20 protein-coding genes are annotated in these 15,195 nt (G+C 46.3%); 18 read left to right on the top strand and 2 right to left on the bottom strand.

Annotated features, from left to right (window positions below; all coding sequences use genetic code 11):
* Window positions 1-9: 9 nt before the first annotated feature.
* The 4 genes from rplQ (at window position 10) to rpsI (ending at window position 2,457) form a co-directional block, all read left to right on the top strand.
* Window positions 10-375 (top strand): 50S ribosomal protein L17, encoded by a 366-nt coding sequence (gene rplQ / locus PRIO_RS30055; protein ID WP_020427051.1) that lies wholly within the window; start codon window positions 10-12, stop codon window positions 373-375.
* A 220-nt stretch (window positions 376-595) separates the two neighbouring features.
* The gene (truA, locus tag PRIO_RS30050; protein ID WP_020427050.1) at window positions 596-1,375 is read left to right on the top strand and encodes a tRNA pseudouridine(38-40) synthase TruA; all 780 of its coding nucleotides are present in this window, start codon (window positions 596-598) and stop codon (window positions 1,373-1,375) included.
* 231 nt (window positions 1,376-1,606) lie between these two features.
* Window positions 1,607-2,044 (top strand): 50S ribosomal protein L13, encoded by a 438-nt coding sequence (rplM, locus tag PRIO_RS30045; protein WP_020427049.1) that lies wholly within the window; start codon window positions 1,607-1,609, stop codon window positions 2,042-2,044.
* A 20-nt stretch (window positions 2,045-2,064) separates the two neighbouring features.
* On the top strand, window positions 2,065-2,457 hold the full coding sequence (rpsI, locus tag PRIO_RS30040) for a 30S ribosomal protein S9 (RefSeq protein WP_020427048.1): 393 nt from the start codon (window positions 2,065-2,067) through the stop codon (window positions 2,455-2,457).
* A gap of 70 nt (window positions 2,458-2,527) precedes the next feature.
* On the opposite strand, the gene PRIO_RS34205 is transcribed toward rpsI, so the two are convergent.
* Window positions 2,528-3,415, bottom strand: a complete 888-nt coding sequence (locus PRIO_RS34205) for an ImmA/IrrE family metallo-endopeptidase (RefSeq protein ID WP_020427047.1) — start codon at window positions 3,413-3,415, stop codon at window positions 2,528-2,530.
* 89 nt (window positions 3,416-3,504) lie between these two features.
* Complete coding sequence (locus tag PRIO_RS30030; protein WP_020427046.1) at window positions 3,505-3,903, bottom strand: helix-turn-helix domain-containing protein; 399 nt, start codon at window positions 3,901-3,903, stop codon at window positions 3,505-3,507.
* A gap of 207 nt (window positions 3,904-4,110) precedes the next feature.
* Between PRIO_RS30030 and PRIO_RS30025 the strand changes: the two genes are divergently transcribed.
* The 14 genes from PRIO_RS30025 to PRIO_RS29965 all read left to right on the top strand — a co-directional run bounded on the left by PRIO_RS30025 (window position 4,111) and on the right by PRIO_RS29965 (window position 15,184).
* Window positions 4,111-4,629: a sigma factor-like helix-turn-helix DNA-binding protein gene (locus PRIO_RS30025; RefSeq protein WP_020427045.1), complete on the top strand. Its 519-nt coding sequence runs from the start codon at window positions 4,111-4,113 to the stop codon at window positions 4,627-4,629.
* Between the two features lie 188 nt (window positions 4,630-4,817).
* Window positions 4,818-5,240, top strand: coding sequence for a hypothetical protein (locus PRIO_RS30020; protein WP_020427044.1), 423 nt, complete (start codon window positions 4,818-4,820; stop codon window positions 5,238-5,240).
* Window positions 5,237-5,584, top strand: coding sequence for a hypothetical protein (locus PRIO_RS30015; protein ID WP_020427043.1), 348 nt, complete (start codon window positions 5,237-5,239; stop codon window positions 5,582-5,584). Before PRIO_RS30020 ends, PRIO_RS30015 begins: the two co-directional genes overlap by 4 nt.
* Before the next feature lie 3 nt (window positions 5,585-5,587).
* On the top strand, window positions 5,588-7,033 hold the full coding sequence (locus PRIO_RS30010; RefSeq protein WP_020427042.1) for a phage tail sheath family protein: 1,446 nt from the start codon (window positions 5,588-5,590) through the stop codon (window positions 7,031-7,033).
* Between the two features lie 13 nt (window positions 7,034-7,046).
* Complete coding sequence (locus PRIO_RS30005; RefSeq protein ID WP_020427041.1) at window positions 7,047-7,565, top strand: phage major tail tube protein; 519 nt, start codon at window positions 7,047-7,049, stop codon at window positions 7,563-7,565.
* 13 nt (window positions 7,566-7,578) lie between these two features.
* A complete protein-coding gene (locus PRIO_RS30000; protein WP_020427040.1) occupies window positions 7,579-7,902 on the top strand; it encodes a phage tail assembly protein in 324 nt (107 codons plus the stop codon).
* Window positions 7,903-8,051: 149 nt separating this feature from the next.
* The gene (locus tag PRIO_RS29995) at window positions 8,052-11,051 is read left to right on the top strand and encodes a phage tail tape measure protein (protein ID WP_020427039.1); all 3,000 of its coding nucleotides are present in this window, start codon (window positions 8,052-8,054) and stop codon (window positions 11,049-11,051) included.
* The gene (locus tag PRIO_RS35210; protein WP_081487119.1) at window positions 11,048-11,248 is read left to right on the top strand and encodes a tail protein X; all 201 of its coding nucleotides are present in this window, start codon (window positions 11,048-11,050) and stop codon (window positions 11,246-11,248) included. Before PRIO_RS29995 ends, PRIO_RS35210 begins: the two co-directional genes overlap by 4 nt.
* Window positions 11,249-11,264: 16 nt before the next feature.
* Window positions 11,265-12,287 carry a phage late control D family protein gene (locus tag PRIO_RS29990; protein ID WP_039786570.1) on the top strand — a complete coding sequence of 341 codons (1,023 nt, stop codon included), beginning with the start codon at window positions 11,265-11,267 and terminating at the stop codon, window positions 12,285-12,287.
* A gap of 1 nt (window position 12,288) precedes the next feature.
* A complete protein-coding gene (locus PRIO_RS29985) occupies window positions 12,289-12,696 on the top strand; it encodes a phage baseplate assembly protein V (RefSeq protein ID WP_020427037.1) in 408 nt (135 codons plus the stop codon).
* Between the two features lie 88 nt (window positions 12,697-12,784).
* Window positions 12,785-13,183, top strand: coding sequence for a phage tail protein (locus tag PRIO_RS29980; RefSeq protein ID WP_039786568.1), 399 nt, complete (start codon window positions 12,785-12,787; stop codon window positions 13,181-13,183).
* Window positions 13,180-13,509 carry a GPW/gp25 family protein gene (locus PRIO_RS29975; protein ID WP_020427035.1) on the top strand — a complete coding sequence of 110 codons (330 nt, stop codon included), beginning with the start codon at window positions 13,180-13,182 and terminating at the stop codon, window positions 13,507-13,509. Before PRIO_RS29980 ends, PRIO_RS29975 begins: the two co-directional genes overlap by 4 nt.
* Window positions 13,510-13,512: 3 nt before the next feature.
* Window positions 13,513-14,640, top strand: coding sequence for a baseplate assembly protein (locus tag PRIO_RS29970; protein ID WP_020427034.1), 1,128 nt, complete (start codon window positions 13,513-13,515; stop codon window positions 14,638-14,640).
* Window positions 14,633-15,184 (top strand): phage tail protein I, encoded by a 552-nt coding sequence (locus PRIO_RS29965; RefSeq protein ID WP_020427033.1) that lies wholly within the window; start codon window positions 14,633-14,635, stop codon window positions 15,182-15,184. Before PRIO_RS29970 ends, PRIO_RS29965 begins: the two co-directional genes overlap by 8 nt.
* Window positions 15,185-15,195: the final 11 nt, after the last annotated feature.

Here is a 15,195-nt window from a genome sequence, read left to right as displayed (position 1 = left end):
GGAAAACAAATGGCATACCAAAAATTGGGCCGTGATTCCAGTGCGCGCAAAGCGTTGTTCCGCGACATGGTAACGGATCTGTTTCTTTATGAGCGCATCCAGACAACAGAAGCTAAAGCGAAGGAAGTCCGTTCCATCGCTGAAAAGCTGATCACCAAAGCGAAAAAAGGCGATCTTCATGCCCGCCGTCAAGTCGCTGCATTTGTTCGTCGCGAGACTGTAGATGGTGAGCAGGATGCAATCCAGAAATTGTTCGCTGATATTGCTCCTCGTTACACAGAGCGTCCAGGCGGATACACTCGTATCCTGAAGCTGGGACCTCGCCGTGGCGACGCTGCGCCTATGGTTTATCTTGAACTGGTAGACCGCGCGTAGGATCACAAGTTATGATTTCCGGATGTACCCCTTAACGCACATACTTGTGAATAGTATGGGCAGAGATGTATTAACGTTATTGTGCTGCAGGGGCATTTGAGCCCTGCTGTGCAATATCCGCGGGAATCACCTTGTATAGAGTAGAAGGAGCTCCCGCCGGGGCTCTTTTTTTAATGTCGAACAGCTGCTGCAGTATGGAAATGGTGAAAGGAAGAACGGAATGCGTAATCTGTTGATGAAGGTCAATTATGACGGCACCCGCTATGATGGCTTTCAGACCCAGCCTCAGGGCAATACGATTCAAGACCATCTGGAACATGCCATTCTCCATCTAACCGGCGAGACGCTTAAGATTACGGGCTCAGGACGGACAGATGCAGGGGTGCATGCCTATGGCCAGCCGTTCAATTTCCTGACTGCTTCTAAAATCCCGCTTGAGCGGTGGTGTCTGGCGCTTAATGCCCGGCTGCCGCAGGATATCGTAGTCACTGAGGCACGGGAGGTCCCGCTTGAGTTCCACTCCCGCAGAGGGGCTAAGCGCAAAACTTACCGTTACACGATTAACGGCAACCGGTTCCCGGACCCTTTTCAACGGCGCCTGCAGTATCATCATCCGGTGAAGCTGGACCTTCCGGCAATGCAGCAAGGTTTGGCCCATATCATTGGTACCCATGATTTCACGTCGTTCGCGTCCAGAAAGTCTACAAAGACTTCTCATGTCCGGACGATTTTTGAGGCTCATATGGAGGTTGACCGTAGTATGTGCCGGAACGGGACTGCTGATCAGGGAGTGATTGACACTTATATTACGGGCAGCGGCTTTCTGCAGCATATGGTCCGCATTATAATGGGAACGCTGATACATGTGGGTGAAGGCAAAATCCGTGCGGAGGCGGTTGCGGATATTCTTGCAGCCTGTGACCGTGCGGCAGCGGGGCCTACGGCTGTAGCTCAGGGATTGGCACTGTGGAGCGTGGAATATGACGAGGCAGGGCTATAGGGTTCAACGCATTTATTTTTATAAAAAAATATGCATTGAAAATTAGAAATCACTTGCGCTTGTTATGTTTATGCTGTAATATAAAAGTTGTGTTTTCTTGATGGCTATCCCACAGCCCCGATCAAGGAAATGCCAAAACCAAGCTTTTTTTAACTCACATAATCGTAATTTAATGAGAACTTAGATATACGAAACAGATGATTTTCGTACGAGAACAAGGAGGAAACATTCATGCGTACCACCTATATGGCGAAGCCGAACGAAGTTGAACGCAATTGGCACATTATTGATGCCGAAGGCAAAACACTTGGTCGTTTGGCCAGCGAAGCCGCTGCTTTGATCCGTGGCAAACACAAACCGCAATTCACTCCACATGTTGATACGGGAGATTTCGTAATTGTTATCAACGCTGAGAAGATTCACCTGACCGGCAAGAAATTGCAAAATAAGAAATACTACCGTCACTCGATGCACCCAGGCGGCTTGAAAGTTACTGTTGCTGAGGACCTGCTGAAGACCAAACCGGAACGTGTCATTGAATCTGCCGTACACGGCATGATTCCTAAGACTCGCCAAGGGGATCACATGAAGCTGAGACTCAAAGTATATGCAGGCGCCGAGCATCCACATGCAGCACAAAAACCTGAAGTTTACGAACTTCGCGGATAAGAATAGAGGAGGACAGTTTCATGGCACAAGTACAATACTATGGGACAGGTCGTCGTAAACATTCGGTAGCACGTGTTCGCCTTGTACCGGGTGAAGGACGCATTGTCATTAACAAACGTGAGATGGACGAATATTTCGGTGTGGAAACATTGAAGATGATCGTAAAACAACCTTTGAACCTGACTGAAACACTGGGCAACTACGATGTAATCGTTCTTGCTCACGGTGGCGGGATTTCGGGTCAAGCCGGAGCAATCCGTCACGGGATCGCCCGTGCTTTGCTGAAAGTTGATCCTGAATACCGTGGATCTTTGAAGAAAGCCGGATTCCTGACTCGTGACCCACGCATGAAGGAACGTAAGAAATATGGCCTCAAGGCTGCACGTCGTGCGCCTCAGTTCTCGAAACGTTAAGATCTCTTGCATATCAAGCCTCTGGCCCAAAGGGCCAGAGGCTTTGTTAATTTTGTAGTCCTATCTTTTATCATAGAAACTTTCTAACGGAGCTCTGGTCTGCCTCAAGGATCTGTTCAATATCCCTCATTTGCAGCACAAAGTTTCGTTTTGATAAACCATATTTGTAGACAAGCTGGTGAATTTGTAAGGTTAATTGTCCATCAAAGCAGATCAAATCGCCTCTTGTTGCGGACTCGATTTCAATATTCTTCAATGATTCGAGGTCAATCTCTTGAAACCGTTCTTCGACAGGGACTACCCATTCATGTTGGCTTAACAGAGTCTTCTGATCAAGACAAACGATAAGTTGGTCCGGTCCATCTAAAGTGCTGTGAGGATCGTAATAAGCAAATATTTTAGTCTCATAATTATCTTGATTAGGCTCAGCATTCTTTCTCCTTGATAATTGTCGACCACCAGCATCAGGTATAAGTTCTCCTTCATACTCGCGGCGCAGGATTTGATCGAAACGTTTTTTAGCCATATCTTTGGATACACCAAAGATACTGGAAAGCTGATGGATAGCAACGTCATATTCATCAGATAATGCACCTGGTTGAATCATAAAAAAAGGCATAGTTGCATAAAGAAGAAATTTCTCTGCATCTTCCTCCTGGGCTTTAATAAAGGGGCTAGGAAGGACCATTTGATTGCCTGCGTGTCGCAGTATGTGACAGAGCTCATGCAAAAATTCGAAGCGTTGCTTCATTGGTGTTATTCGATTATCCAAAAGTATGCAGCGTATACCCGAATTGGATTCATAGGCTCTACTCCTGATAGGTGCGTACTCTACGTAGATATTCAGCTCTGTAGAGAGTTTTTCAATCGTGATATCTTCCGGAATTTGAATGTGATGGTCTATGTAAATTTGTTCCACAAAATGCTCCAGATGTGTTTTTTTATAATGTATAAACATAAAAAACCTCCATGATGGGAATGTATGTTCGTATATTGGGTATGAGGAATCAGCTCGTTGGCTGAAACCACGATTTTACGCAAAATAATTTATTTCTCACCTGGAAACTCCGATTTTTTCTTCTCTAAATCCTTGATGAATTGCCAAAAGGTTAACATTTCCCGTTTGCGTTCTTCAGGAGCCTCCAAATAATCTTTAAAAAAAAGCCCATGCTCCGGATTATTTAGGAAAGCCTCAAATTCAGAAAGTTCAGACAGCATTGGAGTTACAGCTTCTTGGTTCGTTCCGGAAGCCAAACGCTCCATATCTTCGGCAGTTATACCCAAAGCACGGCAAACCTTAATTACATTATCGACAGATGCGCCCCCTACTCCCCGCATTAAGATTGATCTAAGAGTAGTATAGGGAAGGCCCGCCTTTTCTGCAAAAGCTTTCGTGTTCAGGCCTGTTTCCTCGATTAACTTCTTTAAGACTTCAGCCCTCTGCACAAATACTCCTCCTCAAAAACATCAAAGTAACACGCTACTTCGTATTGTTAATATCATTTTAGTGCTTTTGGTTCTCAAAGTAAATATGCATTATCGTATTATTAAGTGCATTTTGAGTTGACAATATACGATATTGAGCATATCATGAATTCAAAATACGAAATTGCGTATTATTGAGTGTATTTCATAATTATTGGGGGAATGAGCATGAACAATATGTATGTAGATCGGCCGTTATTTTCATATTCGGAATTTGTAGATGACATGCTTCCAGATTATCAAATTTCCTTGAGGGGAGCAGAACAATTATATAGGCATGCTGATGCGGATGATAAAAAGGTAATCGCTGGTATGATCAGTGACTGCGAATATGTTGTAGAGTGGCTGAGCACTGGTCGGCAGCCGGGGAACAAGAGGGGTATAGAACGGAGAGCCGGTTACGAGCGGGAAATTCTTTTAGAACCAATGCGTATGCAAATTTTCACCAGACATACTCATACTAATGCGGTCAACTCAGAAGGCCTCTCAGAGGATCAGCAGTTACGACTGGAATATATAATGGCACTGTTAAGCAAAAGGGAACGGGAGTGCTACATGCTGGCTAACGGAGAGGGGTTTTCGCATGTTGCCATCGCTGAGATGCTCACGATTTCGGCAGGCAGTGTAAGTGAATATATCCAGCGGGCGCAAAGAAAAATCTGCTCGATAATGAACGGGAAGAATTAATGTGCCATAAAAGGAATTATTAATATAAAATGGATTAATTGTCTAGTGAAAGCCCTCAATAGATGCAAAGACAAATAAAAGCTTTGAGCTGACAATAACGCCAGCAAAGGAGGTGTAGAAAAGATGATAAAATGGAAAATTGTGTTCTGCTGTTTTGAAAAAAGATTCTAACTGCTAGGAGGGGAAATGTGACAATTACTTTATTGATCATGGCTATAAAAAAATTCCTGGAGAAGGAATTAGCTGATGACATGCTGCCTATACCAACAGTGCTTCTGGGTTATTTGAATCAGAGTACTGCCAGTAGCGCGGGGTACCCAGTAATTATGATTCTGCCAGCGGAAGGCGAAGGAGCCACCAGCAAAGATGAGATTCAAGTCAAGCTGTTTTTTGGAACACAGTCCGAGGATAGTACAGGTTTAATCGATCTGCTTAATTTGATGGATCGGGTACGCATATTACTTTTACGTCAGCGAGTCCTTGAGCAGAAATTTGCTATGGATGGTAGCTGGAAATGGAAAATGAACGAGGAGCATTCTTCATCCGAATGGGGTGGAGAACTAACAACTACCTGGGCATTGCCCCAAATTAGACAGGAGGTACAATTGTGAGCCGAAATATAAATAAGGACAAGCATCAGAATGAGCAGGTGGAAGCTGATATGGTACAGGTGATTCCAAATCAAACCTTGAAAACTATGGTTGGTCTTGAAGAAGAGAAACAAAAACAGGTCTTAATCTATCTGGGACCAAACCTGCCAGGTGGACAACTGCTACAATCCACCGTTTTCCGATCCGGTATTCCATCTTATTTGCAGCCACTGTTGGCTGAAAAGCCGGATGTGTCTGAGTTGATTGTACCGATAGCAGAAATAACGGCTGTACAAGACCGTATTGTTCAAACCGGAACAGCTGAATATGTAGTTTATCAAAGGCTTTTAGGAAAGGGGATTTAATCAATGGCTTCTAAACATGGTGTAACTATTATTGAACAATCCACATCGGTTCTGGCACCGACAAAGGCAACAAGTGGTATTCCTTTTGCAGTAGGGACATCCCCCGTTAATTTGGCTACTGCGGCCGTGCCAGTGAACACTCCAGTACTCGCATATACTTACGCGGAAGCGGTGGCTGCACTAGGGTATAGTGATGACTGGTCACATTATACGCTGAGCGAATTAATTTACTCTCATTTTGCCTTGTATGAAAAAGCTCCATTGATACTGGTGAATGTGCTTGACCCCGCTACACATAAGACGACAGTCACACCTGCTGTGGTTGCTGTCAGTAACCGAGTGGCTATCCTGCAGGCAGAGGGGGTTCTGCTGTCAACGCTCCTTGTCAAATCTTCAGACGGAGCATCGGCTTATGTGCCAGGCACCGATTATACTGCTGCTTTTGATGATAATGGGCATGTCATTATAACAACGAAGTCAACTGGTGCTATAGCGGCAAATGTGAGCCAGTTGTCCATTGGTTATAACAAACTGGATCCGGATGCAGTGGAGGCTGATGATGTAATTGGAGGCGTGACGCAGTCCGGTGAATATACCGGTTTTGAACTAGTAAATCAAGCCTACCCTCGTTTTGGCGTTCTTCCTGATATACTGTTGGCTCCGGGGTGGTCGCATTTACCTGCAATCGCTGCGGTTATGAAGGCAAAAGCGGGAAATATCAATGGCAACTTCAAGGCAATGGCTTTGACAGATATTGATCCTGCTCAGCTTTATACGGCGGCTGGCTCATGGAAGTCGGATAACAGCTATACCAGTCCTCTCCAGATTGCAGCTTACCCTATGCTGACCTTGGGGGATAAGCAATACCATTTCTCTACGCAACTCGCAGGACTTATCGCCGCAACCGATGCCAATAACGGTGGAGTTCCTTTTGTATCGCCATCTAACAAAACTTTGCAAGCAGATGGTACCACTCTTTCCGACGGGACAAGTCTGTTTTTAGGGATTGACCAGGCAAGCTTCCTTAACAGTTCAGGGATTGTAACAGCAGTTAATCTTGGAACGAGCGGCTGGAAGTCTTGGGGGAACAACACAGGGGCTTATCCGGGGGTAACGGACCCCAAAGACAGCTTCATTCCGGTTCGCCGCATGTTTAACTGGATCGGGAATAGTCTGATTATGACCTATATGCAAAAGGTTGATGATCCAATGAATAAGCGACTTATTGCAGCGGTTACGGATTCGGTAAATATTTGGCTTAATGGCCTGGTTGCATCCGGTGCGCTGTTGGGAGCACGGGTAGATTTTAATGAGTCTGAAAATCCGGTAACGGAATTGATGGCCGGCAAGATTACATTCCATTTACACATCACACCGCCTGGACCGGCACAAGAGATTTCATTCCTGCTTGAATACGACACAACATACTTAGCTGCGCTGGTAGCGTAAAAGGAGGAGAAATATGACTAAAAGATCAGAAAGAGTTATTGATTATTCGGTGTACTTGAACGCTACAGATTACTTGGGTACGGCAACTGCCACATTGCCGGAAATTACTTACCTGGTGGACACAGTTAAAGGGGGAGGAATCGCGGGTGAAATGGCCGCCCCTTCCCCAGGCCATACGGGAGCGATGAGTTTGGCGCTTAAGTGGCGTACGATTGAAAAGGCGGCAGCTGCGCTCTTAGCACCAAAGGTTCATACGCTGGACCTTCGGGCTTCGATTCAGACATTTGACACGGCAACGAGTGAATACCGTGAGGTACCGTTCAAGGTTACGGTCCGTGCAAGACCACTTGGCTTAACGCTCGGAAACCTCGATACCGCCGCAGTGATGGATACCACCAATAACTTTTCAGTGAATTATTTGAAAGTGTCGTTGGATGGCATTGAAGTGCTGGAAATCGATAAATACAACTATATTCATAAAGTAAATGATGTAGACTATCTTGCTACCACCAAGGCCAATCTGGGCCTATAAGGAGAGATGAGCAATGGAAACAGAGAGCAGTATAGGGGAGGTTGTGGCGGAACTATATACTTTTGCCCGACCGGTTACATTTGAAGGCAATACTATTGAGAGCCTGAATATTGATTTCGATAAACTGACTGGCGAGGACATCCTTGTCTGTGACAGGCAGTATCAAGCTGAAGCAGCCCGGCAATCAAGCGGGGAACTAATCAAGGAAACCAATAAAGCCTATCAGGCTTATATTGTAGCAAAGGCTGCAGGCGTTCATGTTGGATTGATAAGAGCACTTTCAGCCAAGGACTTTACAAAACTGACCTTGCGGGCGCAAAGTTTTTTGCTGCTGTAGGCTGCGGGGACGGCGATGGGATCAAAGACATCGCTGTCTCCTTAGCCATGCTCACCCATACCCCTATTCCTTATTTCCTTGCCTTGCCTCTTGAGGAACTGGGGGATTGGGTCGAGAGGGTGACCCGGATTAAAGGAAGGAGGTGACCTATGGCAGGGACAAGCAGCTTGAGCAGCAGCATTTATGAGATTGTTTTCCGTTTGAATGCGCTCGTGACTCCTGCTTTTCGTCAGTCGGTCGAGGAGGCCGAACACCAGGTTCAAGGTTTAGATCAGGCGCTGCAGGAGATGGTCAGGCGCGGTTATTTTGATACGCTTCGAAGAGAGGTTGAACAGGCAGATGACAGCATCGCGGATGCAGGTGGAAATGTCGAAGGATTCGGCGACAAACTTAAAAATGCAGTAAAAGAAATTGATTTCTCAATGCTTAATAAAGCAGTGGAACCGCTGAAGGCGGTATGGACTGCTGTGAATGAATCTTCCGAGGCGATGGCGCAGCTACAGGCTGAAACCGGAATGTCCTCGAAGGAAATGAAAGAAATGAAGGAAATCTCCAATAACCTGTACAGTCAGAATTACGGTAAAAACTTTGAGGATATTGGTAACGCCGTAGGAGCTGTGAAGCAAGTTTTGCAGCAAACAGGGGATGAATTGGAGAAGACAACACAGACAGCCATGACGTATCGTGATGTCTTTAAAGAGGACATAACTGGCTCTCTGCAAGCAGTTGATTCAATGATGCAAAAATTCGGTATCTCCTCTGAACAAGCGTATAATCTTATGGCCCAAGGCGCTCAAAAGGGGCTGAACACATCCGGCGGCCTCTTGAATGCAATAGAGAAATACAGTGTTGATTTCAAGAAAATGGGGTATTCTGCCGACGAGATGTTCGAATTATTGAGTGCAGGCATGGAGAATGGAGCGAGCTCGCTTGATGGTGTTGCCGATACTGTGAAAGTATTCGGAACAACAATTAAAAACGGCTCGGATTCCACAAAGGCTGCAATTTATGAGCTGTTTGCACCTGAGCAACTGAAAAAATTCAGCGCAGCACTTGTTAGTGGTGGAACGAAATCGAAAGAATTCGCTCAACTTGTAAAAGTTGCAGGGAAGGCAAGCGCAGCTGCACTTGTTGGAGATCTTAAGTCGGGCGGGGATTCCGCAAACAAGGCTATGCTTCAATTGCAAAAGACGCTGGGCACCGGTGATACAATCTTTAAAGGATTGGCAGACGGATCTATGACCGGCAAGGAAGCGATGGAGCAGGTTATTCTTAAATTAAAGGGGATCAAGGAGCCGATTCATCAGGCGAAGCTTGCCGGTTCCTTGTTCGGATCTCAGTTCGAAGACATGGGCAACAAGGCAGTATTGGCGCTTGGTCAAACCCGAAATGAGTTTGATATGACCAGGCAAACCCTGGAAGAAGCAGCTGAGATAAAAGATAGTACTCTTTCGGAGCAGTTTGCTGCAATGGGACGGGAACTGCAGGCAAACCTTGTAATTCCCTTAACGGAAAGCTTAATGCCTGCACTTCAGGGATTGACCAGTTGGGTTTCCAACAATAAGGAGTCGCTGATGGTAATCGGTCTTACAGTTCCTGCTGCGGTGCTGGCTACAAAAACAGTGAAGATTGTCCAAGAATTTTCTAAAATCGTTACTGCGGCCAGAGGGGCTAGTGGAGCAGCCGGAGGAATCGCCAGTGCGCTGGGGTTGCTCACGAATCCAGTTGGTATCGCCGTAGCAGGTGTAGGCTTACTCACTGCCGGAGTTATTGCTTATAAGAAGCACCAGGAAGATGCACGGCGTGAGCTTTTGAATATGGGGGACGTATTGGACAAAGCTTACTCTAATTATGCAGAAATCGACCATGCAAGCAAACGGACTCAGAATCTCATTACGGAATATGACCGTCTGACCCAAAAAATTAAAAATGCCAAAACTCCTGCGGACGAATTGGCTGAGGCTAGAAGGAAACAACAGCTTGTAGAACAAGAGCTTATCGAAATGAATCCGGATATTTTGTCTGCAGAAGGCTCTAAGAATAGTAAATTCCGCGAGCAGTTGGGGTTAGTCGGGGATATTAAAAAAGCCCATGAGCAAATGAGCCGTCGCGAGATGGAACATGACGCACTTTCAGCACAAGCGAAATTGCCTGATTTGGAAAGCCGGTATTCAGAATTGACCAAAAACCTCAGCACACAAAATTCTGATTATGAGAAGTCTAAAGTATCATTTCGTGACTATCATTTATACATGAATCAACTGGATGAGATTATGGGCGGTCAGGGAAATGATGAGCAGAAGCAGCAACAAGTAGATGAGGTGCTGCAGAATCTCAATAAGGCTCAAGGTACAGATTATGGTGGATATGCTGGTATTGCTGTTGCAACAGTTAGACAAGACTACGAAAAAATACAAGGTTCATTTGATAAGTATTATACCAAGATTAAGAAAACCCAAAGTGAGATGACCGAGGCTGAAAATAGCTTTTCCTCCTATTACGATCTACAAAAACGAATGATCGAGCTTGACCTGGGAGGCACTCTGGAGCAACAAGCCAAGAAATACAAGGATATGTCCGCTGCCCAGCAAAAGCAATTTAATCAAGCTATGAGTTACATGGTTAATCTTAATGCGGAGGTGGATAAACTACCTGCTGAAAAGAAAGTGAATTTGCAGCTCATATGGGAGCAGACTGGGCAGATTCCGAATTTCAGGCTTTCGGATGATGAGTGGAACGATGTCCAAGCGATGATTAAAACCAAAGGCAAACCCGATTCGCAAACTAAAGCCGGTCAGAAGGCAATTTATTGGGCACTGCATGATCCGGATTTTGAGGGGTATGCTGAAGGAGGAATTGCTAACGTCCCATCTATATTTGGCGAAGCGGGTCCCGAAATTGCCATTCCTTTGAATGGTAAACAGCGATCACGCTCTCTATTAGAAAAGGCGAATGATTTGATGGGCTACGGTGACGGGTTCAGCGGTAAAGGGGATATTCATGTAACCTGGGCACCGAATGTATCACTGCAGGGCGGTGATAAATCTATGGTCGAACAATTGCGTGAGGCCTTGAAGCAGACGGAGGATAGCTTTGAACGCCGCTTCAAAGCCATGGTCCAACAACAAAGGCGGGTGAGCTTCCAATGATCTATAGAACCGTGCAAGGTGATACTTGGGACGGAATCGCGTTCAAGTTATATGGAGATGTTCAATTCATGACATTGCTCTTAAATGCTAACCCTACACAAGCTGACGTCAGTATTTTTTCTGGAAATATCGTTCTTAAAGTGCCAAATTTACCTTCTGAATTAACCAACTCATTGCCTCCTTGGCGAAGGGAGTGAGAGTAAGTTGGAATGGATGCAAGACGCACGCAGGGCGGTGCTGGAGCTTAAGTATAACGGAAAGGACATCACGATGGACATCGCAAAGTCTCTGACCGACTTTCAATATAATGATGCTGTATCCGGCTCTCTAGATGATCTTACTGTTTCGCTTGAGGATAGGGAACGAAATTGGCAAGGCCCTTGGGTACCGGTTGAAGGTGATCAGATTAATGCTTCAATTCGAACCATCAATTGGGATAAGCCAGGAGAAAACAAAAAGTTGCCACTTGGAACATTTGAGATAGACAGTATTGATTTTAATGGTCCCCCTGACACTATATCCATTAAGGCGGTCTCACTTCCTATCAGTTCAGAAATTCGGATGCAGCGCAGTTCACGCAGTTGGGAAAAAACCAATTTAAAAACGGTAGCCGCTCAAGTTGCTAAGCGTGCTAACCTGAAATTAATATATGAGGCTCAGGACAATCCTTCTTATGAACGTCTGGAGCAGTCGGAAATGTCGGATTTGGCCTTTTTGTTGAACACAGCTACTCAAGAAGGCATAGCAATCAAAGTATCTGGAGGAAGTCTGATTCTCTTTGATGAAATGGTGTATGAACAAAAAGAAGCAATTACAACGATTGTACGGGGAGATGATAATGTTACGGGTTATAGCTTTGCGTTGAACACTGCATATGCAGCTTTCCGGGCATGTACGGTTACCTATACTCCTCCTACGAGCAAAGAACCTCTCAAAGCAACTTACACACCTAACGGTGCACCAAAGAATGGACCTGTACTTAAGATCAACGAGCAAGTTGATACTAAGGCTGATGCATTGCGATTAGCCCGTAAAAGGCTGCGGGAGCGAAATAAAGAAGGGGGGAAAGGGACCCTTTCTCTGATGGGAGATATTCGGATGGTCACAGGACTAACTATCAATATCAAGGGATGGCAGCGGTTTGATGGGAAATATATTATTGAATCCGCAAAGCACTCAATTGGAAGTAGTGGTTATACAACTAATTTGGAAATTCGCAAAGTATTGGGGTGGTAAGATGATCCTAATTGGACGGGTATCAACATCAGATGCGGTGGCGGGAAGTGTCAGGGTTACTTTTGCAGATCGTGACGATATGGTTTCAGGAGAGCTGCCGGTCATTACGCCGGGCGGTTGGGGGCGTGGCAATGCCATCCCGCTGCCTGGCGAGAGAGTACTGTGTGTTTTTTTGGATAACGGGCGTTCGGCCGGATTTTGTCTGGGGACTTATTTTGCAGAAGATGACCCGCCTTCCGGTACAAAAGATCAGCGCGGGGTGTGGTTTGAAGACGGCAGCTATGTCTATTATGACCGGACGGCGAAAAGACTGAATATCAAAGGGACCGGCGGGATGAAGATCGAAGGTGATTTGACTGTAACAGGCATAGTATCGGCCGACGTATTCAACACGAAGGGCGGGGTGTAAGAGGATGAACATGATTGGCATGATAATGGAGGGTGTGGATCAGCTAAACCATCTCCAAAGCAAGCCGGATAATAATATTGACTATAGGATGAACAAGATCGGCAGCCTGGGGCCTGTCATTTTTGTTGTCGCGGAAGGAGCGATTCGAACCATTGATGAGTTTAAGCGCAGCAGTTCTAGCCGGTGGGCACAGCATGACATTATTGGAAAGAAGCCCAAAAAGGAATTCATTGGTCCTGGATCGGATTCGGTCTCGTTCTCAGTCCGTTTTTCCGCTGCCCTCGGTCTTAATCCCCGCAAGGAGCTCGATAAGCTCACGGAATTGGACCGTGCCGGTAAAGCTCTGCCCTTGATCATCGGGCGCAAATATGTGGGCGTAGGGCTTTGGGTCATTACTGGTTTGTCTCAGGATTGGAATACCTTGGACAGCATTGGTAATGTTTTGGACGCACAGGTCACGATTTCACTTGAGGAGTATGTAAAATGATATATACCGTGGATATGACGCAGCCTACACATATCAATTTCACACCGGAAACGGTGGAAGAAGAAGTTTCTCAGAATATTCGAACTATTCTCACTACTCCACGGGGGTGCGCACCATTGGCCCGGGGAATTGGCTTGGACTACACTATTATTGATGAGCCGGCATCCATCGCCGAATCACGCTTGATCGCAGAGGTTATCACTGCTATTACAGAACAAGAGCCACGCGCCTCGGTATCAGAGATTTCTTTTAAGGATGATATAAAAGATTCTCTGAACGGCTGCCTGGCAGTTGTGGTGAAATATACACTGGTAGAGGAGGAATAGTAATTGGAATATGCTGAACTACCGGATATCCTCTTTTCTGAAGAGGACGCCGCTGCCATCCAGCAAGATGTGATCACTGTATATGAAGGCCTTGCTGGACGCTCATTGCAGCCCGCCGATCCGGTGCGGCTTTTTTTGTCTTCTCTTGCAGCGATCATTGTCCAGCAGAAGGTGCTTATCAACCAGACGGCTAAAGGGAATTTGCTGCGCTACGCTTCTGGAGCTGTCCTTGATCACATGGGGGCTTTTCAGGGTTCGGAGCGGCTGAATGCATCAGCGGCAATTGTCACACTACAGTTCGTTTTATCCATTCCGCTGGCCTCGGCTACCTCAATCCCTACAGGAACACGTGTTGGAGCGCAAGGTGGTAACGGTTCGATATTTTTTTCAACTACTGAGTATGTAGAGATCCCAGCGGGTGAGACGGCCGGTATAGCAACAGCAGTATGCTCCGATCCAGGAGCTATAGGGAATGGATTTTTGCCTGGACAGATTAATGTTCTAATGGATCCGCTTCCTTTTGTCCAGTCTGTGAGCAATCTGACGATTAGTTCCGGTGGAGCGGCTGCAGAAACGGATGAAGCTTTTAAAGAACGTATTCGAAATGCGCCTGAATCTTATTCAACAGCTGGCCCACAGGGAGCATATGAGTTTTGGGCAAAGTCAGCTTCGTCCGCAATCATAGATGTACATGCTTACTCACCAGCAGAAGGACGCGTAACCGTCGTTCCTTTACTTGCAGATGGTGAGGTACCTAGTCAGGATGTGTTGGATTCCATTTCCGAGACATTGGAAGATAGGGGCATCCGGCCATTAACAGATTTGGTTACAGTGAGTGCGCCGCAACCGGTAAGCTATAACACGATTGTGACTTATTACATCAGCCGCAGTCGGGCTTCGGAGGTTTCAAGCATCCAAGAGAAGATTTCTGCGGCAGTCACTGCATATCAACGGTGGCAAAAGGTCAAGCTTGGGCGGCATGTTAATCCATCGGAGCTGATCAGCCGCATCATGGCTGCCGGAGCGCAACGGGTAGTGCCAACAGCGCCGGTATATACGATCTTGACCGCAACCCAGGTTGCCCAGACAGGCACTACGACAATCACCTTTGGAGGGTTGGTTGATGATTAATATACAGACAGTAAGCCTGCTTGATCTGATGCCGCCATCCATTCGCAATGATTCTGCTATGGCTGCTGCAGCGATCGCACTGGATACACAGTTGCAGGGGATAACCAACATGATTGCAGCCCTGGATATCTTCGGACGGTCAGCGGAGTGGACAGATGCGGAAACGGATGAACTGGCATGGCAATACAACCCACCTTATTATGATCCGGATTTACCATTGGATCAAAAGCGGTTACTGATCAAAAATGCGATTGCATTCCATCGGCATAAAGGTACGGCGGGAGCAGTCGAGGATCTGATTGCAATACTTTTTGGTGAGGGCGCGGTGGAGGAGTGGTGGCAGTACGGTGGCGACCCGTATCATTTCCGGGTTGTGACCAACAACGCCGATGTAACCACCATCCGGGCGCAGGAGTTTGTCTCGGCGGTGGATGCAGTCAAACGACTGTCCGCCGTCCTGGATAGCGTCACAATATCACAAGCAGAAGAGCTGCCGTTATACTTCGGCGGTTTTTTGCATTTTGGAGAAACGATTACGATTTAAGGAGGGGTACA

It is taken from the genome of Paenibacillus riograndensis SBR5 (assembly GCF_000981585.1).
Classification (GTDB): Bacteria; Bacillota; Bacilli; order Paenibacillales; family Paenibacillaceae; genus Paenibacillus_AQ; species Paenibacillus_AQ riograndensis.
The sequence above is the reverse complement of the archived record's forward strand: the minus strand, read 5'-3'. Positions and strand labels throughout refer to the sequence as shown.

Coding starts and splice junctions, on each gene's coding strand:
- rplQ (WP_020427051.1), top strand. CDS start 10: ATGGCATACCAAAAATTGGGCCGTGATTCCAGTGCGCGCAAAGCGTTG.
- truA (WP_020427050.1), top strand. CDS start 596: ATGCGTAATCTGTTGATGAAGGTCAATTATGACGGCACCCGCTATGAT.
- rplM (WP_020427049.1), top strand. CDS start 1,607: ATGCGTACCACCTATATGGCGAAGCCGAACGAAGTTGAACGCAATTGG.
- rpsI (WP_020427048.1), top strand. CDS start 2,065: ATGGCACAAGTACAATACTATGGGACAGGTCGTCGTAAACATTCGGTA.
- PRIO_RS34205 (WP_020427047.1), bottom strand. CDS start 3,415: ATGTTTATACATTATAAAAAAACACATCTGGAGCATTTTGTGGAACAA.
- PRIO_RS30025 (WP_020427045.1), top strand. CDS start 4,111: ATGAACAATATGTATGTAGATCGGCCGTTATTTTCATATTCGGAATTT.
- PRIO_RS30010 (WP_020427042.1), top strand. CDS start 5,588: ATGGCTTCTAAACATGGTGTAACTATTATTGAACAATCCACATCGGTT.
- PRIO_RS30005 (WP_020427041.1), top strand. CDS start 7,047: ATGACTAAAAGATCAGAAAGAGTTATTGATTATTCGGTGTACTTGAAC.
- PRIO_RS30000 (WP_020427040.1), top strand. CDS start 7,579: ATGGAAACAGAGAGCAGTATAGGGGAGGTTGTGGCGGAACTATATACT.
- PRIO_RS29995 (WP_020427039.1), top strand. CDS start 8,052: ATGGCAGGGACAAGCAGCTTGAGCAGCAGCATTTATGAGATTGTTTTC.
- PRIO_RS35210 (WP_081487119.1), top strand. CDS start 11,048: ATGATCTATAGAACCGTGCAAGGTGATACTTGGGACGGAATCGCGTTC.
- PRIO_RS29990 (WP_039786570.1), top strand. CDS start 11,265: ATGCAAGACGCACGCAGGGCGGTGCTGGAGCTTAAGTATAACGGAAAG.
- PRIO_RS29985 (WP_020427037.1), top strand. CDS start 12,289: ATGATCCTAATTGGACGGGTATCAACATCAGATGCGGTGGCGGGAAGT.
- PRIO_RS29980 (WP_039786568.1), top strand. CDS start 12,785: ATGAACAAGATCGGCAGCCTGGGGCCTGTCATTTTTGTTGTCGCGGAA.
- PRIO_RS29975 (WP_020427035.1), top strand. CDS start 13,180: ATGATATATACCGTGGATATGACGCAGCCTACACATATCAATTTCACA.
- PRIO_RS29965 (WP_020427033.1), top strand. CDS start 14,633: ATGATTAATATACAGACAGTAAGCCTGCTTGATCTGATGCCGCCATCC.